A 25455-nucleotide genomic window follows, 5' to 3' on the forward strand; every position below is an offset into this window, starting at 1 on the left:
CTCGCCATTCACCCGCCATGCCGTCCACGCAGGCGCCCGGGGCATGAGCGTCCGCAACCTGCAGTACCTGTTCGCGCCGAAGTCGGTGGCGCTGCTCGGCGCTTCCCAGCGGCCCGGCAGCATGGGCACGACCCTGCTCGACAACCTGCTGGGCGGCGGCTACAAGGGCAAGCTGTACGCAGTCAATCCTAAGTACGACCAGCTCGGCGACCTGCCGTGCTACGACAGCGTGGCCGACCTGCCCGAGACGCCCGATCTCGCCGTGGTCTGCACGCCGCCCGCGAGCGTGCCGCAACTGGTGCGCCAGCTGGGCGAGAAGGGCACGCGCGCTGCGGTGGTACTCAGCAGCGGCATGGCGCGCGCCCGCGATGCGCGCGGCCGCAGCCTGCGCCAGGCCATGCTGGACGCGGCCCATCCATATCTGCTGCGCCTGCTGGGGCCGGACAGCGCCGGCCTGCTGGTCCCTGGCCTGGGCCTGAACGCCAGCGTGGCGCACAGCGGCGCGCTGCCGGGGCGCATCGCCTTCGTCTCGCAATCGGGCTCCTTGATGACCGGGGTGCTGGACTGGGCCCGCACGCGCGGCATCGGCTTCTCGCATTTCATTGCGCTGGGTGACTCGAGCGACGTCGACCTGGGCGACGTGCTGGACTACCTGGCCAGCGACGGCCATGCCGGTGCGATCCTGCTGTATGTCGACCAGCTGCGCTATGCGCGCAAGTTCATGTCGGCCGCACGCGCCGCGGCGCGCAGCAAGCCGGTGCTGGTGCTCAAGTCGCATAGCCTCGGCGACGGCGTGCGCGCCGTCGCCAGCGAGAGCGGGGCCCTGGCCAGCGAGGATGACGTGTTCGACGCCGCAGTGCGGCGCGCCGGCATGCTGCGCGTGTACACCACCGAGCAGCTGTTCGCGGCGGTCGAGACCCTGGCCCATGCGCGCCCGCTGCACGGCGAGCGCCTGGCCATCGTCAGCAACGGCGCCGGGCCGGGCGCGCTGGCGCGCGATGCGCTGCGCCACGGCGGCGGCATGGAGGCCGCCTTGTCGGCCGGGTCGATCGAGCAACTGGCCGCGCTTGTGCCCGCGGGCGGCGTAGCGCACCCGGTCAATCTCGGGGGCGGCGCGCCGCCCGAGCGCTACGCCGCCGCGCTCGAGGTCCTGCTCAAGGACCCGCAGATCGACGCCGTGCTGGTCGTGCATTCGCCCACCGCCACCGTCGACAGCCGCGAGGTGGCGAACGCCATCGCGCCGCTGGCGCGGGCGGCCTCGCGTCCGATCCTGTCGTGCTGGCTGGGCGGCGCCTCGGTGCTCGAGGCGCGCACGCTCGCCGCCAACGCCCGCATGCCCACCTTCCGCACCCCCGAGGACGGCGTGGCCGGCTTCCTGCAACTGGTGCACTACCGGCGCAACCAGAACCTCCTGATGGAGGTGCCGCCCTCGATGGTCGGCCACATGGCCCCCGACCGCAGCGCCGCGCGGGCCCTGGTGCGCGAGGCGCTCGCCAACAAGCGCCTGCTGCTGTCCGATCCCGAGTCCAAGGCCATCCTGCGCGCCTACGGCCTGTCCCTGGTCGAGACCCGCGCCGCCGTCGACATCGAGGCCGCGGTGGCGGCGGCGCGCGCCATCGGCTATCCGGTGGCGGTCAAGATCCTGACGCCCGACGTGATGCACAAGTCGGACTTCGGCGGCGTGACACTCGACCTCGATTCCGACGAGGCGGTACGCGCCAGCGCCCGGCGCATGCGCGCGCGCCTCGACGCACTATTCCCCCAGGCGCGCTTCGACGGCTTCTCGGTGCAGGCAATGTGCCGCCGCGCCCACGGCCACGAACTGATCGTCGGCGCCGCCACCGATCCGGTGTTCGGACCGGTGCTGGTGTTCGGCCAGGGCGGGGTGGCGGTGGAGGTGACCGACGACCATTCGGTAGGGCTGCCGCCGCTGAACCTGGTGCTGGCGCGTGACCTGGTCGACCGCACGCGGGTGGCGCGCCTGCTGGCTGGCTACCGCAACCGTCCCGCGGCCAATCTCGATGCGATCCTGGCGGTGCTGATCCAGGTCTCGCGCCTGGTGTCCGACATCCCCGAGATCGTCGAACTCGACATCAATCCGCTGCTAGCCGACAGCCGCGGCGCGACGGTGCTCGACGCGCGCATGCGCCTGGCGCTGGCCGACCGCTCGGGCAGCACGCTCGACCGCCTGGCGATCCGCCCCTATCCGCGCGAGCTCGAAGAGACCATCGAGTGGCACGGCGCGCAGCTGCTGCTGCGGCCGATCCGCCCGGAAGACGGCCCGGCCCACCTGGCCTTCTTCGATGCGCTCACGCCGGACGACATCCGCTACCGGATGTTCGTGCGCATCCGCGAGCTGCAGCCTTCGCAGCTGGCGCGTTTCACCCAGATCGACTACGACCGCGAGATGGCCTTCATCGCCACCCGCAGGAATGAAGAGGGGGTGAACGAGACGCTGGCAGTAGGGCGGGTCGTGGCCGATCCGGACAACACCAGCGCCGAATTCGCCGTCACCGTGCGCTCCGACCTGAAGGGCATGGGCCTGGGTGGGATCATGATGACAAAGCTGATCGACTACTGCCGCGCGCGCGGCACGGGCGAGATCGTGGGCGAAGCGCTGCCGCAGAACTCCCGCATCGTCGCCATGGTCAAGAAGCTCGGATTCGAAGTGACGATCGATAGCGAAGAGGGCATCCGTAAAATGCGGCTTGCATTACGTTAGCCATTTCACCCATTTTGTGACAATCGGTGCATTTTGGATGAAGTCGCGGTGGTATCGTAGCGCCCAATCTCTAGCGTTACTTGCCGCCCTGTCACGTCGTGACGATCCGCCATAGTCCTTGCAAATCGAATCCGAATCGCTCACGATGTCCCGTCTTGGTCTTTTCTTTTGCGCCCCGTACGCCGCCTTCGTCGCGGCCTGCCTCGGCATTGTCTCGCTGGGCAATGTCGGCTACCAGTCGCAGCTCAGGTACCTGGAACTGCCCATCACGGCCCAACTGGCGCTGGCGAACTGGCTCGGCATGGACCGGGCCCTGGCGGTCATCTCGTGGCCCGATGCATATGGCCTGTTGATGACGCCGGCGTTCATCCTGTTGTATGCCGCGGGTGCGACGCTCGAGCGCTCTCTGGACCGCAGGCGCGCGCTCGTGGCAGTGCACGACTAGGGAGTCTGGCGATGCGATGTGCGCCTGACGGCACCGTGCGCCGACGCCTGAAGGCCTGCATCATTGTCGCTGCCGGTCTCGCGTTCGCACTTGGCGTGCATGCGGGGCAGGTCGCCGCACGCGCATATTTCAAGGCTCACGACGCGCAAGCGTCGGGCGGGCAGCCGGCGCCACGGACATGAATGGATCGTCCGATTGCCTGCGCTTGCGCCGGCGGACAGTCAGATGACGCGGCGCGGGGCGGCGGTCAGCGGGTCGCCGCTGTTCGGCGTCCCGGTCGGCTCGATCAGCACGATATGGACGTCCCCGATGGCCCGCGGCCGGTGGCGCACACCTTTGGGAACGATGTACAGCTGCCCAGGGCCCAGCTTCACCGTTGCGCCACCCTCGAGATCGATTTCAAGGTCACCGTCGAGGACGAGGAAGAAGTCATCGGTGCCAGCATGGACGTGCCAGTGGTAGTCGCCACGCAATTTGGCAACCATCACATCGTGACCATTGAACAGAGCGACTGTGCGGGGCTGCCACGCCTCGGTGAATGTCGCCAGCTTTGCGGCAAGGTCGATTGGGGTATGCATGAGGTGCTCGCGTACTGAAAGCGCCATTCTTGCTTTTTCGCACACCGGGGTCTTGTACAATTGTTGCATGAGTGAACCTTCCCGTCCGCCGCTCAACCAGGCCACATTCGGCGCGCTCGCCAGCGGCGTGACGCTCATGCAGGCGGATTTTTCCGATCACGCCTTCGAGCGGCACAGTCACGATTGCTTCGTGATCGGGACCACGACCCACGGCATCCAGCGATTTCGCAGCAAGGGGCGGCAATACGACAGCCAGGTCGGCGACTTCGTCCTATTCAATCCGGACGAAGACCACGATGGCCGGCGCGGAACGCAAGAGGGGTTCCGCTATACGATCTGGTATGTTCCCGCTGAATTCGTCGCAAGCGGCGAGACGGATGATGGGAGCGCGGCGCACAGCCGCTACTTCGCCAGGCCGCATGTGACCGATCGGCAGATGGCCAGGCAGTTCGGCCTGTTGTCCGCCAGCCTGGCCGGGGCGCAGGCCGAATCGCTACGGTCGGAAACCCTGATGCGCGCATTCCTGAGCGCCATGCTGGGCCGGCATGGCGAATGCGCGCAGGCGGCCGCCATGCCGTCCCCGGATGCAAATTCCCCGGCGCTGGCCAGGGTCAGGGACTATATACGTACCCATTACGCACGCGATATGACGGTATCGGACTTGGCGGCCGTGGCCGGCCTGTCGCGCGCGCACCTGACGCGCGCCTTCAGCGCGAGGTACCATATGCCGCCGCACGTCTACCTGAATGCGGTGCGCGTTGCACAGGCGCAGGAGCTGATCAGGCGCGGCATGCCGCTCACGATGGTCGCGCTCGATTGCGGGTTCGCGGACCAGAGCCACCTGACGCGGCGCTTCAAGGGAGCGATCGGCGTCTCCCCGGCGCTATGGCGCAAGATGACACGCTGCGCGCGCCCCTCACCGTGGAATCCATCTCATTTGCAGGCCAACCATGCTGGAACCGAGCACCAAACTGTCGATCACGGTCGACACCAACCCCGACTACCGTGATGCAAATCGCATCATGCAAGGCCTGATCGATTTCAATGCGGCGCATGCCGGCGGCGCCGCGCCACAAGAGCTCCTGGTGACGCTGCACGACCGGGCAGGCGAGGTGGTGGGAGGTCTTTCGGGCGATACCTGGGTCGGATGGCTGCAGGTGCACGCGCTATGGGTGGCCGATGAGATGCGCGCCCGGGGGATGGGCCGTGCGCTCATGAAAGCCGCGGAGCATGAAGCCATGCGTCGTGAATGCACACAGGCCTTCCTCGAGACCTTGAGCTTCCAGGCTGTCGGGTTCTATGAGAAGCTCGGCTACACGGTATCGAGCCGGCTCGACGGCTTCCCGCCAGGTGGCGCGCGCTATGCCTTCCGGAAGATGCTGAGCGCCAAAGCGCCCAGCGCCGACATGCTCAGCGGCGGAAGCGCACATCCTCGCTGACGACCGCCGCATCGCCCTTCGGTTTCTTGGGCTTCTTGGGTTTCTTGACGATCTGCCCCTTGGCGTCCGTCAGCGGCACCCGGTGATCCGGTGCGAAGCCCGGTTCTTCGACCCGCTCCAGGCTCTGCCGCGTCAGCACCTCGATCGCCGCCAGCTGCTCGACTTCGTCGGCGCATACCAGCGACACCGCCTCGCCGGTGGCGCCGGCGCGGCCGGTGCGGCCGGTGCGGTGCACGTAGTCCTCGGCCACGATCGGCAAATCGACATTGATCACGGCCGGCAGGTCATCGATGTCGATACCGCGCGCGGCGACGTCGGTCGCCACCAGCACCCGCACTTCGCCCGCCTTGAAACGCTCCAGCGCGCGCAGGCGCGCCGGCTGCGGTTTGTCGCCGTGGATCGAGTCGGCCGTGATGCGTTTCGCCTCCAGCAGCGACACCAGTTCATCCACGCCCTTGCGCGTGCGGGCAAAGGCCAGCACCTGGCCCCAGTCGTGGCGCTTCAGCAGGTGCACGAACAGCTCGGACTTGCGCTTCTTGTCGACCGGGATGATCCATTGCTTGACCGCCGCGACCGTCGTGTTGCGCGGCGTCGCCTCGATGCGCACCGGGGAGCGCAGCATCTGGTTCGACAGCGCGCGGATCTGGTCCGAGAAGGTGGCCGAGAACAGCAAGGTCTGGCGCTTCTTCGGCAGCAGTTTCATGATGCCGTCCAGCTCGCGCGCGAAACCCAGGTCGAGCATGCGGTCGGCTTCGTCGAGCACGAGGGTCTTGACCTCGTTGAAGCGCACCGCGTTCTGGCGCTGCAGGTCGAGCAGGCGGCCGGGGGTCGCGACCATCACGTCCACGCCCTTGCGCAGCGCCATCATCTGCGGATTGATGCTCACCCCGCCGTAGGCGACCATGGTGCGCAGCGGCAGGCCGGCCGCGTAGGCACGCACGCTCTCGTGCACCTGCTCGGCCAGCTCGCGGGTGGGCACCAGGATCAGGGCGCGGACCGCGTTGGGGCTGACCGCGCCGCTTTTGCTGAGGCGCTGCAGGATCGGCAGGGTGAAGCCGGCGGTCTTGCCAGTGCCGGTCTGGGCCGCGGCCATCACGTCGTGGCCGGCCAGCACGGCCGGAATCGCCTGTTCCTGCACGGCGGTGGGAGTGGTGTAGGCGAGGGTGTCGAGAGTGCGGACGATCTGGTCGATCAGGCCGAGGGATGCGAACGACATGGGTAGAAACACCTTGGGACGAAAATGGACAGGCCGTAGTCTACCCTGCCGAGGCTGGCATGGCGATATCACCGTGGGCGAGCAGGGGCGCGCCCGGCGTCACATGCGCGATACTGCCTGGGCGCCCACCGATAGGTCGGTGATCGGCTTTACTGGCTCATTGTGTTCGCGGCAACCTCCCAACAGCAGGCAGGTCATGGTCAGCGCGGCGGCAAGCATTCGGCGAGGTTGCATGATGGTCCTCCAGCGTTGGTGAAAGCCCATCATACGCCGGCCGCGCCAGCCATGGCGCGCGGCCGGCAGCCGGCTCAGAAGCTGTATGACACGCTGGCGCGCAGCACCGGGAAGAATTTGTAGTCCGACAGTTCCTCGGTCAGTCGTGATTCTTCGGCGGCGACGTCGCTGGCCAGCACGGTGCACGTCACGCGCGAGCTGTTGCAGCCGCGGCTGACCAGGTTCACCTTGGCATTGCCCTGGTAGAAGGCGCCCAGGTCGGCGCTGAAATTCCAGCGCCTGTTCGGGCTCAAGGCATTGCCCCAGCCGATGCCGATATACGGCGCGGCCTTCTGGAAGTCGACCTTGCCGTCGAGCGTGCCGACGTCGGACGGCAGGTAGCGGCGGCCATTGATGTGGTAGTAGCCGTCGCCTTGCGCGCGAGCGCGGCCCGTGATCTCGTTACCGTTGTACATCACGCCGCCGGTCAGGCGCAAGGCGCTGCCGGCGATGACGTACCAGTCGAACAGCACGTCGAAGGTCTGCAGCTTGGCCTGGGCGGCATACGAGATGCCGCCCGAGTGCTTGTCGCTGCTGTGCTTGAGGTAGTTAAGGCCGAAACGGCCGTTGAGATCGCTCTCCATCGGGACGACCAGGTGGACGCCGGCGCCCGTGGTGCCGAGATCGGCAGTGACGGCGACGCCGACCTGGGCGTGGGCGGAAGCGGCGGCCAGGGTGGCGGCCAGCACGAAGGAGAGGCGTTTCGGGTGCATCGTTGGAACCTTTCGAAGAAAGGCGAAATTGTAGCGGCTAGGGGTAGGGCCTTGCCTGTATGAAAATTGTATTCTGAATTAGAAAGCAACACTTTCCGGATTGTTTTACCGGCCGCAGCGAAGCCGCATTGACGCCGCATTGAGGCCCCATTGAGGCCCTATTGAGGCCCCATTGAGGCCGCGCCGGGGCGGTTTCGTCGGCCCAGTCCCGCGTCCGTCGCATAATGCTGTTTTGCAAGGAATGGCCTGCCTATGCTGGGCCCATTCCCACCACAAGAAAGCACATCATGTTCGCAAGCCTGTTCCACGTCTTCCGCCTGCTGCTGGCATGGCTGACGGTCTATCTCGCCCTGTGCATCACGCTCAACGAAACCTGGCTCGTGCACGTCGACTTCGACCTCGGTCCCATCGGCCCGCTGCTCGGCTTCGCCCTGTGCGGCTGGGTCTTGCTGGAAGTGTTCTCGCACATCCGCCGGGTGCGCCTGGTCACGGGCCGCCTCGACGCCGGCACCCTGTCGAACCGCCAGCGGCGCCAGATCGAGATTCCCCTCGAGGCCGGCGAGGCCTTCGACATGATCGACGCCGCGATCCGCGAACTGCCAGGCGCCAATGTGGTCGACAGCGCACGCGACAGCCTGCAGGTGCGGGCCAAGGTCGCGCGCATCGATCCCTACGGCAAGGCGGCGACCACAGTGTGGGGGTTGGACGGCATCGTCGCCCGCCGCAACCAGATCCTGGCGACCGTGACGCCGAACGGTGACGTGGCTGGCAGCGTGACCCTGATCTGCGAGCCCGAGGCGCCGGCCTGGACCGACTGGTTCCTGGTCGACCATGGGACCAACCTGGAAAACGCCGAAGCGGTGGTGCGCGCCATCGCGCGCCGCATCGCCGAACGGCGCCGGATGGAAGCGAACCAGGTGCGCGAGAGCGTGACCGAGAAGGAGCTCACCGTGGCGCGCCTGAACCTGCTGCACGCCCAGGTCGAACCGCACTTTCTGTACAACACGCTGGCCAGCGCCCAGGTGCTCACCCGCAGCGATCCGGCGCGGGCCGACGCCATGCTGGGCAACCTGATCCAGTACCTGCGCCACTCGCTGCCGCGCACCGAGGATGCGCCATCGACCCTGGGCGAGGAGCTGGAACGGGCGCGCGCCTACCTCGACATCCTGGCGATCCGCATGGGACCGCGCCTGGCGCTGCAGGTCGACGTGCCGGGCGAGTTGCGCCGGCTGGTGTTTCCGCCGATGATGTTGCAAACCCTGGTCGAGAACGCCATCAAGCACGGGCTGGAACCGAAGCCGGGCGGTGGTACCGTATGGATCCTGGCACGCAGCGTGGACCAGGCGGTGGCCGTCACGGTGGCCGACGACGGCCGGGGCTTCTCGGCCGAGGGCGGCGGCACCGGCATCGGCCTGCGCAATGTGCGCGAGCGCTTGCGCCTGGCCTATGGCAACACCGCCAGCTTCGCCATCGTCGCCAACTTCCCGAGCGGCGTGGCGGCGACCATCACGGTGCCGCTGGCGCTGCAGGGAAACGGAGCCCGCCATGCTGAATAAGGTCATCACCTGCGTCGTCGCCGAAGACGAGGCGCTGCTGCGCGACGAACTGGTCAGGCAGTTGACGCAATGCTGGCCCGGACTGGAGATCGTCGCCGTGTGCGAGGACGGCGGCAGCGCGCTGGAAGCCATCGAGACCCATCGTCCCGACATCGCCTTTCTCGATATCCGCATGCCGGGCCTGTCGGGCCTCGAAGTGGCGTCGAACCTGCTGGCGGCGGGCCTGCATACGGAGGTCGTGTTCGTGACCGCCTACGACCAGTACGCGCTCGACGCGTTCGACCGCGGCGCGGTCGACTACCTGCTCAAGCCCGTGTCGCGCGAGCGCTTGTCGGCCACGGTGACGCGGGTGCGCGAGCGCCTGGCGCGCGGCGGAGGCGACAGCGCCCAGCTGGCCGAACTGCTGGCGCGCTTGCAGGTGGTGTCGCCGCCGACGCCGCGCGCGCAGCCGCTGGTGTGGCTCACTGCCAGCCGCGGCCACGAGACGCGCCTGATCCTGGTCGACGACGTGGCGTATTTCCAGGCCGATTCCAAGTACACGGTGGTGATGACGCTTGATGGCGAATCACTGCTGCGCAAACCCATCCGCGACCTGCTCGAGGTGCTCGACCCGACCATGTTCAAGCAGGTGCACCGCTCGACCATCGTCAACCTGCGCGCGGTGGCGGGCGTGGCGCGCGACGAGAGTGGACGCGGGACCATCCGGCTCAAGAGCCGGCCCGAGACGCTGACCATCAGTCAATCGTTCATGGGGCTGTTTCGCAATATGTAGTCAACAATATTGACAAGTGCAACGCCATTCACGCCCCCATAGTAAAATCGACACTGCCTGAGGGCCCGGCAAGGTTGTCGGGCGAGGCATCAAAAGGAGGCAACTTGCGTAGCGATATCGTGATCGTGGGTGGAGGCGCCGGCGGACTTGAGCTGGCCTGCAAACTGGGCCGCAAGCTGGGCCCATCCAAGGTGACGCTGGTCGACAGCCGCCTTTACCATATCTGGAAGCCGTCGCTGCACGAAGTCGCGGCCGGCACCCTGGACATCCACCAGGAAGGCCTGTCATACGCCATGCTGGCGCACGACAATGGATTCAATTTCGTGCTGGGGCCGATGACCGGGCTCGACGCCGCCGGCCAGGCGATCGAGATCGGGGCGGTGCGCGCCGCCAGCGACAATCAGGAAGTGCTGCCACTGCGGCGCCTGGGCTACAAGTCGCTGGTGATGGCGATCGGCAGCACCTCGAATTATTTCGGCGTGCCGGGGGCCGAGGAGCACTCGATCTCGCTGAACGCGACCGAGGACGCCGAGCGCTTCCGCCTGCGCATGCTGCGCCTGATGCTGGCGGTCGAGCAGCAGCGCGAAGAAGGCAAGGAAACCGGCCTGGACGTGGTCATCATCGGCGGCGGCGCCACCGGCGTCGAGCTGGCGGCCGAGCTGCGCGAAGCCTCGGGCGCCTACGCACGCTATGGTTTCGCGCGGATGGACGTCAAGCGGGACGTACGCATCACCATCCTCGAAGGTGCGCCGCGCATCCTCGCGCCGCTGCCCGAGCGGGTGTCGAGCGCGGCGAACGACCTGCTCGGCAAGCGCGGCATCAGGGTGGTGGCCGATTGCCGCGTCACCGCGATCGAGGCCGACCAGGTCATCGACGGCAAGGGCAATGTGTATCCGGCCGACCTGTGTGTGTGGGCCGCCGGCATCCGTGCGCCGGAATTGCTGGGCAACCTCGGCCTGCCGACCGCACGCGGCGGCGGACTCGATGTCGACGCTCACCTGCGGGTCAAGGGCGTGCCGAACATCTGGGCGCTGGGCGATTGCGCCGTGTGCATCGACGGCAATGGCGCTCCGGTACCGCCGCGGGCCCAGGCTGCGCACCAGCAGGCAGATTACCTGGTGACGGCCTTCTTGCGCATCGACAAAGGTCAAGCGCCTCAGGATACGCCCTATGAGTACCGCGATTATGGCTCGCTGGTGTCGGTGGGGCAGAGCACCAGTGTCGGTAGCCTGATGGGGTCGCTGCGCGGGGCGAGCTGGTTCGTGCAAGGCGCCGTGGCGCGCACGATGTACGCCAGCCTGCACCTGATGCATCACCGGGCGGTAATGGGGATTACCCGCACCGCGCTGCTGGCGGTGGCGCGGTTCCTGATCCGGCGCAGTACGCCGCTCGTCAAGCTGCACTGACCCTCGGGCAACGTCGTTCTCGCGCAACAAGGTTTCCGTCCGCACGGAAACGACGGTGCTTGTTAACGAACCGTAATCAAGCCGCCAGTTCGCGCGGCAATGTCATTTGCAATATGGCGCCGCCAGCCTCGGCGCGCGCCAGCGTCAGATTGCCGCCCAGGTGGCGGGCGCGTTCGCGCAGCAGGCGCAGGCCGTGGCAGCGCGGCGCGCCGTTCTCCAGCGCGTTTTCGCGCGGCCCCACGCCATCGTCGCGCACTGTGAGCATGGCCATCTCGCCATCGTCATCCAGGATCACGTCCACGCGCGTGGCCTGCGCATGGGCCGCGGCGTTGCGCAAGCCTTCCTCGGCGCAGCGCAGCAGCAGCACGCCGTGCTTGCGCGACCAGGCGCCTTCTTCTTCGGGCAGGCTGGCGCGCGCAGTCAGGCCGCGCTCGGCGCCGAAGGCCGGCACCAGTTCGGCCAGCGCGGCGCGCAGGCCCAGGAATTCGAGCTTGTCGTTCCACAGCTCGAGCTGCATCTTGCGGTTGGTCTCGATGATGCCGGCCAGCAGGGACTTCATCTGGGACGCGCGTTCGCGCGCCTTGCCGTCGGCCGGCAGGTTCTGGGTCAGCAGGGCCAGGTGCATGGTCAGGGCCGTCATCGACGAGCCGAGGCTGTCGTGCAGCTGGCGCGCCAGCTGGCGGCGCTCCTGGTCCCAGCAATCGGCCTGCCAGGCCAGCATCTCGGTGAGTTCAGCGGTGCGCGCCGCGACCTGGCGCTCGAGCGCAGGGTCGGGGGGCGGTGGGGCCGGTTCGGTCATCGTAGGCTCTGTTAAATGTTTCCCAAATCATACAACAATTGGCATTTCGGCGGCGCGCGCCCGGCATGGCAAGACCTGTCGACGTTGTTACCGAACAGTGTGCGCTCCCGTACAGTCTGCAGGGCAAGGGCGGCGCATGCTGGGGACGTGGCCAGCGAGCCATCCACTACACACAATATCGGGGGTATTACCATGAGCAAGAACGACAAGCCACAGGATGCGATCGCACTTCTGACCAGCCAGCACGACGAAGTCAAGGAAATGTTCGACCAGTTCGACAAACTCGGCGATCGCGCCACCACCAGCAAGAAGAAGCTGGCCGAAGAGATCTGCGAGCAGCTGATCATGCACACGCAGATCGAGGAAGAAATCTTCTACCCGGCGCTGCGCTCGGCGTCGAAGGAGATGGAAGACATGCTCGATGAAGCCAAGGTCGAACACGCATCGGCCAAGGACCTGATCACGCAGATCCAGGAAATGGAGCCGGGTGACGACCTGTACGACGCCAAGGTGACGGTACTGGGCGAATACGTCGCGCACCACGTCGAGGAGGAAGAAGAAGAAATGTTCCCGAAGGTGAAGAAGCTCGATCTCGACCTCGACGCCCTTGGCGCCGAAATGGCGGCGCGCCGCGACGAGCTGCTCGCCACGGCCTGATCGGCTGTTGCGTCGGCCTCAGGCGGCGGCTGTACCGGCCGTCGCGGCGGCAGGGCTCGGCGCCGGAACCAGCGCTTCGAGCAGCCGGCCGATCATCACCGGCTTGACCAGGTGCTCGTCGAAGCCGGCTTCCATCACGCGCCGCTGGTCCTCTGGCAGGCCGTAGCCGGTGACCGCGATCAGCCGGATGCCGCGCGTGGCCGGGTCGGCGCGCAGGCGCCGCGCCACCTCGTAGCCGTCGATGCCGGGCAGGCCGATGTCGACCAGCGCGGCATCCGGCTTGCAGGCCTGTGCCTGGTTCACGCCCTGCAGGCCATCGGCGGCCTGGAACACCGGGTAGCCGTGGGCGGCGAGCATGGTCGCCATCATCTCGCGCCCGTCTTCATTGTCTTCGATCAGCAGCACCGATGGCTTGCCGGTCTCGATGGGCGGCGCGAGCGCGGGCGCGCATGGCGCGTCCGGCGCGGCCGATGTGACGCCCGGCAGGCGGATCGTGAAACTGGAGCCGAGGCCGGCGCCGGGACTGTCCGCGGCCACGCTGCCGCCATGCAGCTCGACCAGGCGCCGCACCAGCGACAGGCCGATCCCCAGGCCGCCCTGCGAGCGGTCGATCGAGATGGCGCCCTGCACGAACACGTCGAACACCTGCGGCAGCAGTTCGGACGGAATACCGACGCCCGAGTCGCGCACGTTGAGCACGACGTCGTCACCGGCACGGATCAAGGCGATATCGATGCTGCCGCCGCTTGGCGTGTACTTGAGCGCGTTATCCAGCAGGTTCGAGACGATCTGCTCCAGGCGCGTCGGGTCGCCCTCGACCCAGCCCGGGGCCAGGTCGGTCGCGATCCGGTAGCCAGCGGTGCGGCCGGTGGCGCGAAAGGTTTCCAGGCAGCTGGCCACCAGCAGCGACAAGTCGGTCGACTGGCGCGCCAGCAGGATCTTGCCCGACATCGCTCGCGACAGGTCGAGCAGGTCGTCGACGATGCGCGACAGGTGCTGGCTCTGGCGCTGGATGATGGCGCGCGCGCGCGTCACGCTGTCGGGCGCCGCGCCGGGCAGACCGATCAGGCTCGAGGCGCTGGTGATCGCCGACAGGGGGTTGCGCAGCTCGTGGCCCAGCATGGCCAGGAACTCGTCCTTGGCGTGGCTCTTGCGCTCGGCCGCGCGCCGTTCTTCCATCTCGCGCACCAGGCGCCGGTTGGTGGCGGTCAGTTCCAGCGCGTGCTGCGACAGCTTCTCGGCCTGGCGCTTGAGTTCCTCGTTCTTCATGGCCAGGGTGACGAACACCGACACCTTGGCATGGAGGATCTGCGGAATGACCGGCGTAAACAGGAAATCGGCGGCGCCGCGCTGGTAGGCCTTGAGGCGGTCGATCTCGTCGGCCAGGAAGGCGGTGACGAAGATGATCGGGATGTCGGCCGAGCGCGGACGCTGGTGGATCGCCTCGGCGGTCTCGAAGCCGTCCATGCCGGGCATGTTCACGTCGAGCAGGATGACGGCGAAATCGTGCAGCAGCACCTGGCGCAGGGCTTCCTGGCCGGAGCGGGCCGAGAGTACGGCGTAGTTGCCCTCGTCGGCGCGCCCGTCGAGCAGGCTGGTGAGAGCGAGCAAGCTGGCAGGATCGTCATTGACGACCAGGATCTTGGGTTTATCGCTGTTGGCCACGATGGATTCCGTCAACATTGCTGTGCTCGCCCGACAAAGGATTCTAGACTTGTAGTTATATTCGAGTAAATACCTTGCAAAACGCGCCATGATAGCATGTGACATAAGTGCCATTCGGCAAATAAATCAATCGTGCAAGAGGGGAGATGTTCGGTGTCGCACATACGCCGGCAAAGGGCTATGCCATAGTGGAATCGAACCGGTTCGCTGGAGGACGGGGCCTACAAGAAAGGACACAATATGAATATCGATAGCATCGTAAACGAACAATTCCATGGCAAGACCTTCCGCGAGCTGGCCGGGGCGCCGCTGTCGGCGCTGCGCGGCATCGGCGCGCAGCAGGCCGCTGCGCTGGCCGACACGCTGGGCGTGAAGACGATCGGCGACCTGGCCAACCTGGACGTGATCAAGTACGCGGTCGCCATCAAGGCGCTGTCGGGCTGCGAAGGCTTGTCGAGCAAGGAAAAGGCCGAGGAAACGCTGCTCGACGACGCGGTCGAGATGACCTTCCCGGCCAGCGATCCGATCTCGGTGGATGCCGGCATCACCCGTATCGAAGTGGCGCCGGACATGGTCGACGCGGGGCACGATCACCAGCACGCGCAGTCGATCGAAGAGACGAGCACGATCCGCGAGTGCCCGGTAGGCGAGAAACGCTGATTCCTTGCTGACACGGCATGCCTGACAGGCCACGCAGCGCGCTGCGTGGCCTGTTTGCTTTATGCGGTCGCCAGGAGTGCTGCTTTCATCCGTCCAAAGCAGGCGCTGTCCTCGCTGGGTATGGACGAGCATCGCAATGCTGGGCCGCAGCCTGTCCGGCCTTCCCCCGTGTCCACGGCATGACGCACCGGGCGGTCAATGTCAGCGCCGGCGAACGGATTCGGACCAGCGTCGAAGGCACTGTCCACGTGCAAACGTCAATGCCTGCCACCGGCGATGCGAGCACTGGCTGGCACGTTTTCATGGCGTGTCGCCTCGTCTATTCGGTTACGCAGGATGGCATCGGGCGTTCGATGGTGGCCGAGTCACTAACGTCGGGCAAGCGCTGCGTCGTGTATTCGGCGTCATCGGCGGCTAACGAGTACAGCACCCGAAAGAACGAGGCCGGCGCCCCGTGCTGGGGGGACGCCGGCCTCGATTGCAAGCGCGAATCTCGCTGGGTGTCAGCGATGCTGCGCCGCCATCTCGACCGGCGGGGCAGCCTGCGTCGTCGTTTGACCAGGGGCTGCCGACGTCTTGGCAGCGGCCTGGCGATTCGCCGCTGGCGAGCAGAAACGGTTCTTGCCGGCGCGCTTGGCTTCGTACAGCGCGTAGTCGGCGATATTGATCAGCGCATCGACCGATTCGGCATCGTCCGGATAGATGCTGATTCCGATCGAGGTCGACAGGCGCAGCGTCAGGTCGTTGATGAAGAAGGGCTCCGACAGCGCCTCGACCAGTTTCGAGGCTGGTCCCTGGGCGTCGGCGAGGCTGTGGATATCGCCCAGCACCACCATGAATTCATCGCCGCCGAGACGCGCCACGGTATCTTCCTTGCGCGAACTCGACAGCAGGCGCTGAGACACCATCTTGAGGATCTCGTCACCGTAGGCATGGCCATAGGTGTCGTTGATCGCCTTGAAACCATCCAGGTCGAGGTACATGACGGCGGCCTTGGCATGGCTGCGGTTGGCGTGCTGCAGGGCGGTTTCGATACGGTCCTCGAGCAGGCGCCGGTTGGGCAGGCCGGTGAGGGCGTCGTGCAGGGCCAGCTCTTGCTGGGCCTTGGAATACTGGGCCAGTTCCTTGTACAGCAGGCGCACCTCGAGCATATTGTGGATGCGCTTGTGCACTTCGAGCAGGTCGAAGGGCTTGCTGATGAAGTCGCGGGCGCCGGCTTCGAGCGCGGCGATCTTGAAGCTCGGCTGCGCGGTCAGGGCCAGCACCGGCAGGTAGCCGCCTTGCTCGATTTCCTTGAGCCCTTTCATGACCTGGAAGCCGTTCAGGCCAGGCATTTGCAGGTCGAGCAGGATCAGGTCGTAGTTGTGTTCGCGATGTAGCGGGCACACCTGTTCCGGCAGCATCGTCGAGCTGACACAGGTGTAGCCTTCTTCGCGCAATATCTCTTCCATCAATTCGATATTGTCGGGCGAATCGTCCACCACAAGGATCTTCGCGTTCAAAATGTCTTGTCTGCTCGGCATGCTTTTTTCTCTTCTATTCGTGTGGAGCGGATTCCCTTCTGGGTGGAATCGGCTTGAACCCATCACTATTTAGTCTAGCAAACAGCTCAAAATTTCTTGTAGGACAGCGCCGCGTGCGTTGGTAGGATCATCAAGGAACGCAGGTCAACGGCCGAGCACGCGCGCGCCGCCGCTGACCAGCGGCGCCGTCGCCGGCGCGCTGACCATGCCGATCGCCGCCATGAGTTCGGTCTGCTCGACCGGTTTCGACACATGGGCCGAGAATCCCGCTTCGAGCGCCCTCAGGCGGTCTTCGGATCGGGCAAAGGCCGTCAGGGCGATGGCGGGGATCAGTCCGCCGGCATCGCGCGGCAGCGCGCGCACCCATGATAGCAGTTCCAGGCCGTCGACCTCGGGCATGCCGAGGTCGCTGATCAACAGGTCGGGCGGATCGGCGCGCAACAGCTCGAAAGCTTCGCGCGCGCTGGCGGCCAGGCGCACGCTGGCCTGGCAGTCGGCGAGGATGCGGGCGATCAGCTCGCGCGCATCGCGATCGTCATCGACCACCAGTACCGAGGTGCCGCGCATATCGCGCACCGCGGCCTCGTCGGCCTGGGGAGTCCTGTCGGACGATCGTGGCGCCGACTGCAGGATCATTTGCGCCCGGGCCGACTGGGTGGCGCGCGGCGGCGTCTTGGCGAGCGGCAGCTCGATGGTGAAGCTGGCGCCCTGGCCGACGCCGGCGCTTTCGGCGTGCACCGTGCCGCCGTGCTGCTCGACGAGGTGCTTGACGATCGACAGGCCCAGCCCGAGGCCGCCATGGCTGCGCGTCATCGAGGCGTCGGCCTGGCGGAAGCGTTCGAACACATGGGTGATGAATTCAGGGCCGATGCCGGCGCCATTGTCGCGGATCGTGATCGCGACCTGTTCCTCGTGCTTGGCGACCTCGACTGTTACCAGGCCGTCGCGCGGCGTGAACTTGATCGCGTTCGACAGCAGGTTCCAGATCACCTGTTGCAGCCGGCCGGGGTCGCCCGCCACCGCCGGCACGTCGATGCCGTAGTGGCGCTCGAGGCGGATGCCCTTGGCGTCCGCCGCCGGGCGTACCGTCTCGATGGCGGCGTCGATGAAGCTGGCGGGAGCCACGGTCTGCATGTCGAGCAGCACCTTGCCCGAGGTGATGCGGCTCATGTCGAGCAGGTCTTCGATCAGCTGGGCCTGCGCGCGCGCATTGCGCTCGATGGTGGACAGGCCGCGCTGCAGGTCGGCGCCGTCGCGGCTGCCGCGGCGCAACACCTGCGACCAGCCGAGGATGGCCGACAAGGGCGTCCTCAGTTCGTGCGACAGGGTGGCCAGGAATTCATCTTTCATCTGGCTGGTGCGCTCAGCCTCGGCGCGCGCCTCGCGCTCGTTTTCGAGCAACACCTTGCGCTCTTCGGCGGCGCGGCTGGCCGCCTCCACCAGACGGATATTGTCGACCGCGATCGCGGCCTGCGCCGCGATGCCGCTGACTATGCGTTCGCTGCGCTCGGTAAATACCCCGGGCTCGGGATGGCCGAAGAACATCGACCCCAGCAGCTCGCCCGAGCGCGCCGTCACCGGCACCGACAGGTAGCTGCGCACCGGCGGGTGGCCGGCCGGCAGGCCGAATTGCGGCGCCTTGGCGACATGCTGCGGATCCTGGCCGAGGTCACCGAGACGCACCAGGCCATCTGCGCACAGGCCTGGCCCGAACAGGGCGCTGGTGCCCGGTTCGGCGAAGTCCTGGAACTCCGCCGAGGTGGCGCCGGACAGGGTGTACAGCGAGAACCGCGTGCCCGCGCCCTGTTCGCCGTAGTGGAAGAAGGCGCTGAAACGGGCGCCGCAGACGCCGGCGGCGGCGCCGGTGGCGGCCCGCATCAGCGAGCGCAGGTCGCGCGTCGAGGCGAGGATCGTGCCGGTGCTGTTGAGCAGTTCGAGCACGTGCGACTCTTCGCGCAGTGCCTGCTCGGCACGTTTCACCTGGTCGACGTCGGTATTGGTGCCGAACCAGCGCACCACGCGGCCGTCGCGGTCGTGCACCGCCTCGACGCGGGTCAGGAACCAGCGGAAGTTGCCGTCGGCGCCGCGGATCGGGAATTCCATCTCGAACGGCGCGCCGGTACGCACCGATTCATCCCAGTGTTCGAGTACCGCGGGCAGCACCGCCGGGTCGTACACGGATTTCCAGCCCCAGCCAGTCGATTCGCTGGGAGTGATGCCGGTGTACTCATACCAGCGCTGGTTGAACCACACGATGGCGCCGCTGGAATCGGCCATCCAGGCCAGTTGCGGGATGGTGTTGGCCAGCGCGCGCAGTTCTTCTTCGCTCTGGCGCAGGTGGTCGTCTGCTGCGCGCCGGGCGCTGATGTCCTGGGCCATGCCGCTCATGCCCAGCACGCCGCCGCCCTGGGCCGGACTGGCGTAGTCGGGACGGCCGACCAGGGCCACGCAACGCGCGGCGGATTGAGCGGAGTCGGCGCCGGCCAGCGGTAACAGGCGGCACTCGAGGTCGAGGTCCTTGCCTTGCGAAAAAGCTTCGAGCACGGCGCGCCGCACGCGCGGACGGTCGTCCTGGACCAGCCGGGCGCGCAGCAGCGGCCAGTCGAGAGCGCTGCCGGCCGGCAGGCCGAGGATCTCGGCCGCGCGGGCGCCGAAGGTGACGCGGTCGCTGGCCGCGTCCCAGCGCCAGTCGCCCAGGCGGCCGGCCGCGATCGCGAGCTGCAGCCGGTTGTTGTTGTCGACCAGGGCTTGCTGGTCGAGCTTGCGCGCCGTGATGTCCTGGAAGTACAGCGTCAGGCCGTCGGGCGAGGGATAGACCCGCATGTCGAGCCAGCTCTGCAGGCGGCGGTAGAAGAATTCCTTGTTGACGGTGATGCGTTGTTCCATCGCGCGCCGGCAGTCGGCGGCGACCGAGGTGCCGTGCAGGTCTTCGAATTCGTCCCACAGGCTGCGTCCGACCAGGCTGTCGCGGCTCTTGTTGAGCGGCGCCACCATCTGCAGCGCGCGGCCGTTGATATACGTGATGCGCCAGTCGCGGTCGACCGCGCAAAAGCCGTCGGTAAGGCTTTCGAGCATGTTTTCCATGCGCTCCGCGGCGCGCTGCAGCTCTTGCCGGGCGGCTGCCAGGTCTTGCTCGGACACGTGGCAAGGGGGGCTGGTGGAATGGTCGGAGGGAGTGTTCATGCCGGGGTTGCGGAACGCCCGAAACCGGGCAGGATGTGTTTCATTGTAGACCAGCCAGGCCGGTCCGCCACACACGCTTGATGCACGCTCGGTTCCACCGTTGTTCGACCGCGGCCTCAGCCGGTCTTGCCCGGCGCACGCGCCACCTTGGACAGGGCGTCCTGCAACTGGTCGATCTCGTAGGGCTTTTGCAGCGACTGGTAAGGGAAGGACAGGTGGCGCAGCAGGGTGTCGCCATAGCCCGACGCGAAGATCACGCGCAGCGCCGGATCGTCGCCGATGGCGCGCGTGGCCAGGTCGACGCCCGACATGCCGGGCAGGCTGACGTCCGAGAACAGTACGTCGTAGCGCTGGCGCGCGAGCAGGGCCAGGGCGTCGTCGGGATGGGCCACGCCGTCGGCCTCGTGGCCGAAGGCCTTGAGCATCTCGCATACCAGGTACTGGGAGTCGATGTTGTCCTCGACCACCAGGATGCGCAGGGCACCGCCGGTACTGTCTTCCTCGACCGCGACTTCGGTGGCCGGCGCCAGCGCCACCTGCACACCGCGCACCGCGCCGGTCTCGTCGCGCACCGGGCTCAAGCGCAGGTCGAAGCGCGTTTCCTGGCTGCCATCGAGGCGGCGGAAGGTGAGGGGAGCGTCTTGCACGACAGTGGCTTCACCGCGCCAGGCCGCTTCCAGGGCCCGGCCGGCAACCGCCAGCGGAGGGGGCAGCACCGGCGGCACCGAACCGCCGGGGACGCGGCCATATCCGGGACCCGCCAGCAGCGAGTAGGCCTCGTTGAACACCACGATCGTCTCCGTGCCCCACACCAGGAGGGTAGGAAGCGGGGAGTTGAGCAGGAGGTCGCTGCACAGCCGCAGTGGCAGGGGCCAGCGGGCAGCGTCGCCCAGTGCGGTCGCGGACCAGTCGTAGGACGCAGTGCTCCGGGCGGAGATGTCAAGGTCGGGCATTGGCAGCTAGTTGTAAAAACGAAAATATGGGCGGCATCCTACACCAAAAGACCAATACCTGCTCCGGCAACCGTGCGCAGCCGCACAGACGCTGTTCCGTATCTAATTTACTACCTTGTAGGCCGTATTCTTCCCTATGGGTATCAATATATGGCGGAAGTGGGCAAAAAAAAGCCCACCTCGTGAGAAGTGGGCTGAATCTATTTCCTAGGAGGAGAATAGAGGAGACAGATGAATGATGCTGCATTGCGGCAAATCAGTCCAATTTATATTTGCAATACCAGTCATAGCATTAATTAATATCCCGGCAGCTTGTCAAGAGCGCACTGTAGCGCGTGCGCACTTGGTGCAGGCGAGAAAATGTTCTACGATGGCAACTATGCCATCTTCTTCCTTGCTCGCCTGCGCCGGTATCGCGCTGTTGTCCTGCGCCTGCACCGTGCAGGCGCAGGCCCGTCCGGCCGATCCGCCGCCGGAACCAGTCGTCGCGCTGGCCGACTATTCGCTTGAACAGCTGTCCGACATCGTGGTGAGCTCGGTTTCGCGCCAGGACGAGCAGCTGGCGCGCGCCGCGGCCGCGGTCTACGTGATCCAGGGCGCCGAGATCGCGCGTTCCGGCGCCACCACCTTGCCCGAGGCATTGCGCCTCGCGCCAAACCTGCAGGTGGCGCGGATCGATGCCGGCGCGTATGCGATCAGCGCACGCGGCTTTTTGTCGTCGCTGTCCAACAAGCTGCTGGTGATGATCGACGGCCGCAGCGTCTATTCGCCGCTGTTTTCGGGTGTGTTCTGGGAAATGCAGGACGTGGCCCTGGAGGACGTCGAGCGCATCGAGGTGATCAGCGGCCCGGGCGGCACTGCCTGGGGTACGAATGCCGTCAACGGCGTCATCAACATCATCACCCGCAGCGCGGCCGACACCCATGGCGGCCTGGTCACGGCGCATCTTGGCGCCGACGACAGCGGCGCCAGCGTGCGCTACGGCGGCCAGTTCGAGCGCGGCCCGCACTGGCGCGCGTACGCCAGGACCATGAAGGCCGACGGCCTCGACGGCGAAGCGCGCGGCGCCGCCACTGGCGGCCTGCGGCGCCAGCAGGCGGGCTTCCGGCTCGACTGGGAAGGCGATGCGACCGACGTCACCGTCAGCGGCGACGTGCACGGCGGCCGCCAGCGGGCCGCCGCCGTGCAGACCCGTACCGAGGTGTCCGGCGCCAACCTGCTGGCGCGCATCGAGCACCGGATGGATGCGCGCCAGAGCGTGCGCCTGCAGGCCTGGCTCGACCACACGCGGCGCGACGTCGACCGCGTCGGCGGGCAGCGTCTCGACACGGTCGACGTCGAGGCCCAGCACCTGCTGCGCCTGGAGCGCCATTCCCTGAGCTGGGGCGGCGGCTATCGCCATAGCCGTGACCGGATCCACAATGGCCCCTTGCTGCGCTTTACGCCGGCGCGCCGCAGCCTGCGCTGGTCGCACCTGTTCGTGCAGGACGAAGTGCGCCTGGCGCAGGACCTGCGCGTCAGCGCCGGCGTGCGCGTCGAGCACAATGTCTATACCGGCAGCGAGGTGCTGCCCAGCCTGCGCCTGGCCTGGGATGTCGATGAACGTTCGATGCTGTGGGCGGCGCTGTCGCGCACCGTGCGCGCGCCGTCGCGCCTGGACCGCGATTTCTACGTCATCGATCCACTCGACCCGCGCGCTTTCCTGGTGGCGGGCGGCCCGGAGGTCGTGTCGGAGACGGCGCGCGTGGCCGAGCTGGGCTACCGCGCCCAGCCGGCGCCGGCGCTGTCGTGGTCGGCGACCGCCTTCTACACCGATTTCGAGCGCCTGCGCACGCTCGAACGGGCCCCGGCAGGGGGCAACCGGCCGGCCGACTATGTGCTGGCGAGCCTGGGCAAGGGCGCGCTGCGCGGCGTCGAGCTGTGGGCCAACTGGCAGGTCGCGCGCGGCTGGCGTCTGCACGCGGGTGCCGTGCTGCAGGATCCCGACGTGGGCCGCGAACCGTCCAGCCGCGACAATACCGGCCTGAGCTTTGTTGCCGGCAACGATCCGCGCCTGACCTGGACCGTGCGCAGCGCGCACGACCTGGGCGCGCGCCTGCGGGCCGACCTGGCGCTCCGTTATGTCGCCCGCCTGCCGCAATCGATGCTGCCAAGCTATCATGAACTCGACGCGCGCCTGGCGTGGCAGGTACGCCCCGATCTCGAGATCGCCCTTGTCGGGCGTAACCTGCTGCACCCACGCCATGCCGAGTTCGGCGTGGCGGGAAGCCGCCAGCCCATCGAGCGAACGGTGTTCGCCAGCGCTGCGCTGCGTTTTTGACTGGCCAATGGATTCCATGACGATCACCCAACCTGACCGCCCGCAGCGCCGCCTGGCATGCCGGGCCCTGCTGCTGCCCCTGTTGCTGGCCGGCGCGGGCGCGCCGCTGCTGCCGGTGGCCGCCCAGGCCGCGGCGCCGGCGCTCGAGCGGCGCGTAAAGGCGGCTTTCCTGTATAAATTCCTCGGCTACGCCGAGTTTCCGCCGCAATCGTTCGCCGATGCCCGCACGCCGCTCAGCATCGGGGTGGTCGGCGCCGACGACTTGGCGGCCGAATTGACCCGGATTGCGAGCGGGCGCATGGTGGCGGGACGCACGATCGCCGTGCGCTCGCTGCGCGAACCGGACCTGGCCCAGCCGGTGCACCTGCTGTTCGTCGCCGGCGAGGATGAGGCGCGCGCCGCGCGCCTGCTGCGCGCCTCGCCATCCTGGCTGACCGTGACCGAGTGCGCGGGCGGCTTGCAGCTCGGCAGCGTGATCAATTTTACGATCGTCGATGAGCGGGTACGTTTCGACGTCTCGCTCGATGCGGCGGAAAAGAAGAATGTGAAGCTCAGTTCGCGCCTGCTCACCGTCGCGAACCGTGTGCAGAAAGGAGCCTCATAATGCCGATGCACGACACCGGTTCGGTCCGGAGTAAACTGATCCTGATGGCGGTGGCGACCACCGTCGTGGCGCTGCTCACCGCCGGCGTGGCGATGCTGCTGCTCGACCTGCGCACTTTCCAGCGCTACTGGATCGACGACCTCACTACCCAGGCCGACATCGTGGCCAGCGTGACCGCGCCCGCGGTCTCGTTCAACGATGCGGCCGACGTCACCCAGAACCTGACCCTGTTGCGGGTGCGTCCGCAGATCGTCGCGGCCGCGGTCTACACCGCCAACGGCACCCGCTTTGCCACCTATGTGCGGCCCGACGTGCAGGCCCAGCTGCCGGTGCGCCCGGAGCCGGCCGGCTACCGCATCGAGCGCGGCGAAGTGGTGCTGTACCGCGACATCGTCGAGAACGGCGAGCGGATCGGCACCGTCTACCTGCGCTCGCGCTACGGCGTACTCGACCGGGCCCTGAGCTATGGCGCCATCCTCGGCGGCGTGCTGCTGGGCGCCCTGGTGATCGCGGCCCTGGTGGCCTCGCGCCTGCAGGCGTCGATCACGCGGCCACTGGAGGCGGTGACCATTGTGGCGCGCCAGGTCATGCTGCGGCGTGACTTCTCGCTGCGCGTGCCTGGCAAGGAGAAGGGCGAGATCGGGGTGCTGGTCGAAGCCTTCAACGATATGCTGGCCGAAATCGGACGCCGCTCGGACGCGCTGCAGGCGGCCAACCGCACGCTCGAGCACGAGATGGAAGTGCGCCAGCGCGCCGAAGGCGCCCTGATCGTGGCCGACCGCCGCAAGGACGAATTCCTGGCCACCCTGGCACACGAGCTGCGCAACCCGCTGGCGCCGATCCGCACCGGCCTCGACATCCTGCGCATCCGCAGCGGCGACGCCCAGGCCACCCAGCGCGCCACCGACATCATGGAACGCCAGTTGCGCCAGATGGTGCGCCTGGTCGACGACCTGCTCGACGTCTCGCGCATCAATACCGGCAAGTTCACGATCAAGATGGGGCGGGTCGAGCTGAAGGCGGTCGTCAACGACGCGCTGGAAGTGGTGCGCTCGTATATCGAGCTGCACGGGCACGAACTGGTGCTGGAACTGCCGGACCGTCCGGTGTTCCTGCACGGCGACGCGACACGCCTGGCGCAGATCCTGTCGAACCTGCTCAACAACGCCGCCAAGTACACCAACCGCGGCGGCAAGGTGATGCTCAAAGGGGCGGTCGAGGACAAGACCCTGGTGCTGGAAGTGGCCGATACCGGCATCGGCCTGGCGCCGGACATGCTCGATTCGGTGTTCGAGATGTTCGTCCAGGTCGACTCGACGCTGGAACGCAGCAATGCCGGCCTGGGCGTCGGCCTGTCGCTGGCGCGCAAGCTGGTCGAGCTGCATGGCGGCACCATCACCGCCCACAGCGAAGGCCTGGGGCTGGGCAGCCGCTTCCTGGTGCGCCTGCCGATCGTGGTCGAGCCCGAACCGCCGACCAAGCCGACCCCGGCGGCCTTCATCAGCACCGAGAGTTACCGCATCCTGCTGGCCGACGACAACGTCGACTTCGTCAACAGCATCGGCGCCTTGCTCACCGCGATGGGCCACAGCGTCGTGATCACCCATAACGGCCCGGACGCGCTGGCCGCGGCGGCGCGCTTCTGCCCGGACTACGCCTTCCTCGACATCGGCCTGCCGCATATGTCGGGCTATGACCTGGCGCGCGGCATCCGCAAGCTGCCGACCGGGGTCATGACGGTGCTGATCGCCGTGACCGGCTGGGGGCAGGAGAAGGATCGCCAGCTCGCCTTCGAGGCCGGCTTCGACCACCATATGGTCAAGCCGGTGCGCTTCGAGCAGATCGAGGAAATCCTGGGCACGCGCAGCGTCATCAAGAAGCTGCGGACGTAGAAAAACGCAAGCGCGTCGTGCGTTTGTGTTTGCCGAGCCAGGCGGGGCGGTTCAGCCCTTCTGGTGCGGCGGCGGCCAG

General features: G+C 67.1%; 20 protein-coding genes. 12 read left to right on the forward strand and 8 right to left on the reverse strand.

Going from position 1 to position 25455, the window contains the following annotated elements:
* The first annotated feature begins 43 nt into the window (after positions 1-43).
* Together AC56KW_RS16770 and AC56KW_RS16775 are read left to right on the forward strand one after the other, a co-directional pair.
* Positions 44-2722, forward strand: coding sequence for a bifunctional acetate--CoA ligase family protein/GNAT family N-acetyltransferase (locus tag AC56KW_RS16770; protein WP_497171815.1), 2679 nt, complete (start codon positions 44-46; stop codon positions 2720-2722).
* A 118-nt stretch (positions 2723-2840) separates the two neighbouring features.
* Positions 2841-3167 carry a hypothetical protein gene (locus tag AC56KW_RS16775; protein WP_497171816.1) on the forward strand — a complete coding sequence of 109 codons (327 nt, stop codon included), beginning with the start codon at positions 2841-2843 and terminating at the stop codon, positions 3165-3167.
* A gap of 221 nt (positions 3168-3388) precedes the next feature.
* On the opposite strand, the gene AC56KW_RS16780 is transcribed toward AC56KW_RS16775, so the two are convergent.
* Positions 3389-3814: a cupin domain-containing protein gene (locus AC56KW_RS16780; protein ID WP_497171817.1), complete on the reverse strand. Its 426-nt coding sequence runs from the start codon at positions 3812-3814 to the stop codon at positions 3389-3391.
* On the opposite strand from AC56KW_RS16780, the gene AC56KW_RS16785 reads away from it, so the two are divergent.
* Together AC56KW_RS16785 and AC56KW_RS16790 are read left to right on the forward strand one after the other, a co-directional pair.
* On the forward strand, positions 3813-4754 hold the full coding sequence (locus AC56KW_RS16785; RefSeq protein WP_497171818.1) for an AraC family transcriptional regulator: 942 nt from the start codon (positions 3813-3815) through the stop codon (positions 4752-4754). The two genes, AC56KW_RS16780 and AC56KW_RS16785, sit on opposite strands and share 2 nt — an antisense overlap.
* A complete protein-coding gene (locus tag AC56KW_RS16790; protein ID WP_497171819.1) occupies positions 4696-5184 on the forward strand; it encodes a GNAT family N-acetyltransferase in 489 nt (162 codons plus the stop codon). Before AC56KW_RS16785 ends, AC56KW_RS16790 begins: the two co-directional genes overlap by 59 nt.
* Here AC56KW_RS16790 and AC56KW_RS16795 read toward each other — a convergent pair.
* Positions 5156-6400, reverse strand: a complete 1245-nt coding sequence (locus tag AC56KW_RS16795; RefSeq protein ID WP_497171820.1) for a DEAD/DEAH box helicase — start codon at positions 6398-6400, stop codon at positions 5156-5158. The two genes, AC56KW_RS16790 and AC56KW_RS16795, sit on opposite strands and share 29 nt — an antisense overlap.
* A 308-nt stretch (positions 6401-6708) precedes the next feature.
* Positions 6709-7386, reverse strand: a complete 678-nt coding sequence (locus AC56KW_RS16800; RefSeq protein WP_497171821.1) for a hypothetical protein — start codon at positions 7384-7386, stop codon at positions 6709-6711.
* 287 nt (positions 7387-7673) lie between these two features.
* Here AC56KW_RS16800 and AC56KW_RS16805 point away from each other — a divergent pair, with 287 nt between their 5' ends.
* The 3 genes from AC56KW_RS16805 to AC56KW_RS16815 all read left to right on the forward strand — a co-directional run bounded on the left by AC56KW_RS16805 (position 7674) and on the right by AC56KW_RS16815 (position 11120).
* Positions 7674-8942 (forward strand): sensor histidine kinase, encoded by a 1269-nt coding sequence (locus tag AC56KW_RS16805; RefSeq protein WP_497171822.1) that lies wholly within the window; start codon positions 7674-7676, stop codon positions 8940-8942.
* Positions 8932-9714 carry a LytR/AlgR family response regulator transcription factor gene (locus AC56KW_RS16810; RefSeq protein WP_497171823.1) on the forward strand — a complete coding sequence of 261 codons (783 nt, stop codon included), beginning with the start codon at positions 8932-8934 and terminating at the stop codon, positions 9712-9714. Before AC56KW_RS16805 ends, AC56KW_RS16810 begins: the two co-directional genes overlap by 11 nt.
* Positions 9715-9818: 104 nt before the next feature.
* The gene (locus tag AC56KW_RS16815; RefSeq protein WP_497171824.1) at positions 9819-11120 is read left to right on the forward strand and encodes an NAD(P)/FAD-dependent oxidoreductase; all 1302 of its coding nucleotides are present in this window, start codon (positions 9819-9821) and stop codon (positions 11118-11120) included.
* 76 nt (positions 11121-11196) lie between these two features.
* Here the strand turns inward: AC56KW_RS16815 and AC56KW_RS16820 are convergent, their stop codons facing one another.
* A complete protein-coding gene (locus AC56KW_RS16820; RefSeq protein WP_497171825.1) occupies positions 11197-11919 on the reverse strand; it encodes a sensor histidine kinase in 723 nt (240 codons plus the stop codon).
* A 192-nt stretch (positions 11920-12111) separates the two neighbouring features.
* Between AC56KW_RS16820 and AC56KW_RS16825 the strand changes: the two genes are divergently transcribed.
* Positions 12112-12576, forward strand: coding sequence for a hemerythrin domain-containing protein (locus AC56KW_RS16825; RefSeq protein ID WP_497171826.1), 465 nt, complete (start codon positions 12112-12114; stop codon positions 12574-12576).
* A gap of 18 nt (positions 12577-12594) precedes the next feature.
* On the opposite strand, the gene AC56KW_RS16830 is transcribed toward AC56KW_RS16825, so the two are convergent.
* Complete coding sequence (locus AC56KW_RS16830) at positions 12595-14259, reverse strand: response regulator (protein ID WP_497171827.1); 1665 nt, start codon at positions 14257-14259, stop codon at positions 12595-12597.
* Positions 14260-14481: 222 nt separating this feature from the next.
* Between AC56KW_RS16830 and AC56KW_RS16835 the strand changes: the two genes are divergently transcribed.
* Positions 14482-14901, forward strand: coding sequence for a hypothetical protein (locus AC56KW_RS16835; protein ID WP_497171828.1), 420 nt, complete (start codon positions 14482-14484; stop codon positions 14899-14901).
* 503 nt (positions 14902-15404) lie between these two features.
* On the opposite strand, the gene AC56KW_RS16840 is transcribed toward AC56KW_RS16835, so the two are convergent.
* From AC56KW_RS16840 to AC56KW_RS16850, 3 genes are all read right to left on the reverse strand, one after another.
* Positions 15405-16424 carry a response regulator gene (locus AC56KW_RS16840; protein ID WP_497171829.1) on the reverse strand — a complete coding sequence of 340 codons (1020 nt, stop codon included), beginning with the start codon at positions 16422-16424 and terminating at the stop codon, positions 15405-15407.
* A 144-nt stretch (positions 16425-16568) separates the two neighbouring features.
* Positions 16569-19607 carry an ATP-binding protein gene (locus tag AC56KW_RS16845; protein WP_497171830.1) on the reverse strand — a complete coding sequence of 1013 codons (3039 nt, stop codon included), beginning with the start codon at positions 19605-19607 and terminating at the stop codon, positions 16569-16571.
* A gap of 116 nt (positions 19608-19723) precedes the next feature.
* Positions 19724-20560, reverse strand: coding sequence for a response regulator (locus AC56KW_RS16850; RefSeq protein WP_497171831.1), 837 nt, complete (start codon positions 20558-20560; stop codon positions 19724-19726).
* 379 nt (positions 20561-20939) lie between these two features.
* Here AC56KW_RS16850 and AC56KW_RS16855 point away from each other — a divergent pair, with 379 nt between their 5' ends.
* The 3 genes from AC56KW_RS16855 to AC56KW_RS16865 are packed head-to-tail and all read left to right on the forward strand — an operon-like array spanning position 20940 to position 25376.
* Positions 20940-22880, forward strand: a complete 1941-nt coding sequence (locus AC56KW_RS16855; RefSeq protein WP_497171832.1) for a TOL_0244 family TonB-dependent receptor — start codon at positions 20940-20942, stop codon at positions 22878-22880.
* Positions 22881-22896: 16 nt separating this feature from the next.
* Entirely contained in the window at positions 22897-23484 is a 588-nt protein-coding gene (locus AC56KW_RS16860; RefSeq protein WP_497171833.1) for a TOL_0243 family YfiR-like periplasmic protein, read from the forward strand.
* The gene (locus AC56KW_RS16865; protein WP_497171834.1) at positions 23484-25376 is read left to right on the forward strand and encodes a sensor histidine kinase, YfiR-like protein-associated; all 1893 of its coding nucleotides are present in this window, start codon (positions 23484-23486) and stop codon (positions 25374-25376) included. Before AC56KW_RS16860 ends, AC56KW_RS16865 begins: the two co-directional genes overlap by 1 nt.
* Positions 25377-25455: the final 79 nt, after the last annotated feature.

The sequence above is a fragment of the Telluria sp. RT2P19 genome (assembly GCF_059685725.1).

What these genes read in the sequence shown, in the direction of transcription:
- AC56KW_RS16770 (WP_497171815.1), top strand. Translation starts at nt 44, where the DNA reads ATGAGCGTCCGCAACCTGCAGTACCTGTTCGCGCCGAAGTCGGTGGCG.
- AC56KW_RS16785 (WP_497171818.1), top strand. Translation starts at nt 3,813, where the DNA reads ATGAGTGAACCTTCCCGTCCGCCGCTCAACCAGGCCACATTCGGCGCG.
- AC56KW_RS16780 (WP_497171817.1), bottom strand. Translation starts at nt 3,814, where the DNA reads ATGCAACAATTGTACAAGACCCCGGTGTGCGAAAAAGCAAGAATGGCG.
- AC56KW_RS16790 (WP_497171819.1), top strand. Translation starts at nt 4,696, where the DNA reads ATGCTGGAACCGAGCACCAAACTGTCGATCACGGTCGACACCAACCCC.
- AC56KW_RS16795 (WP_497171820.1), bottom strand. Translation starts at nt 6,400, where the DNA reads ATGTCGTTCGCATCCCTCGGCCTGATCGACCAGATCGTCCGCACTCTC.
- AC56KW_RS16800 (WP_497171821.1), bottom strand. Translation starts at nt 7,386, where the DNA reads ATGCACCCGAAACGCCTCTCCTTCGTGCTGGCCGCCACCCTGGCCGCC.
- AC56KW_RS16805 (WP_497171822.1), top strand. Translation starts at nt 7,674, where the DNA reads ATGTTCGCAAGCCTGTTCCACGTCTTCCGCCTGCTGCTGGCATGGCTG.
- AC56KW_RS16810 (WP_497171823.1), top strand. Translation starts at nt 8,932, where the DNA reads ATGCTGAATAAGGTCATCACCTGCGTCGTCGCCGAAGACGAGGCGCTG.
- AC56KW_RS16820 (WP_497171825.1), bottom strand. Translation starts at nt 11,919, where the DNA reads ATGACCGAACCGGCCCCACCGCCCCCCGACCCTGCGCTCGAGCGCCAG.
- AC56KW_RS16825 (WP_497171826.1), top strand. Translation starts at nt 12,112, where the DNA reads ATGAGCAAGAACGACAAGCCACAGGATGCGATCGCACTTCTGACCAGC.
- AC56KW_RS16830 (WP_497171827.1), bottom strand. Translation starts at nt 14,259, where the DNA reads ATGTTGACGGAATCCATCGTGGCCAACAGCGATAAACCCAAGATCCTG.
- AC56KW_RS16835 (WP_497171828.1), top strand. Translation starts at nt 14,482, where the DNA reads ATGAATATCGATAGCATCGTAAACGAACAATTCCATGGCAAGACCTTC.
- AC56KW_RS16840 (WP_497171829.1), bottom strand. Translation starts at nt 16,424, where the DNA reads ATGCCGAGCAGACAAGACATTTTGAACGCGAAGATCCTTGTGGTGGAC.
- AC56KW_RS16845 (WP_497171830.1), bottom strand. Translation starts at nt 19,607, where the DNA reads ATGAACACTCCCTCCGACCATTCCACCAGCCCCCCTTGCCACGTGTCC.
- AC56KW_RS16850 (WP_497171831.1), bottom strand. Translation starts at nt 20,560, where the DNA reads ATGCCCGACCTTGACATCTCCGCCCGGAGCACTGCGTCCTACGACTGG.
- AC56KW_RS16855 (WP_497171832.1), top strand. Translation starts at nt 20,940, where the DNA reads ATGCCATCTTCTTCCTTGCTCGCCTGCGCCGGTATCGCGCTGTTGTCC.
- AC56KW_RS16860 (WP_497171833.1), top strand. Translation starts at nt 22,897, where the DNA reads ATGACGATCACCCAACCTGACCGCCCGCAGCGCCGCCTGGCATGCCGG.
- AC56KW_RS16865 (WP_497171834.1), top strand. Translation starts at nt 23,484, where the DNA reads ATGCCGATGCACGACACCGGTTCGGTCCGGAGTAAACTGATCCTGATG.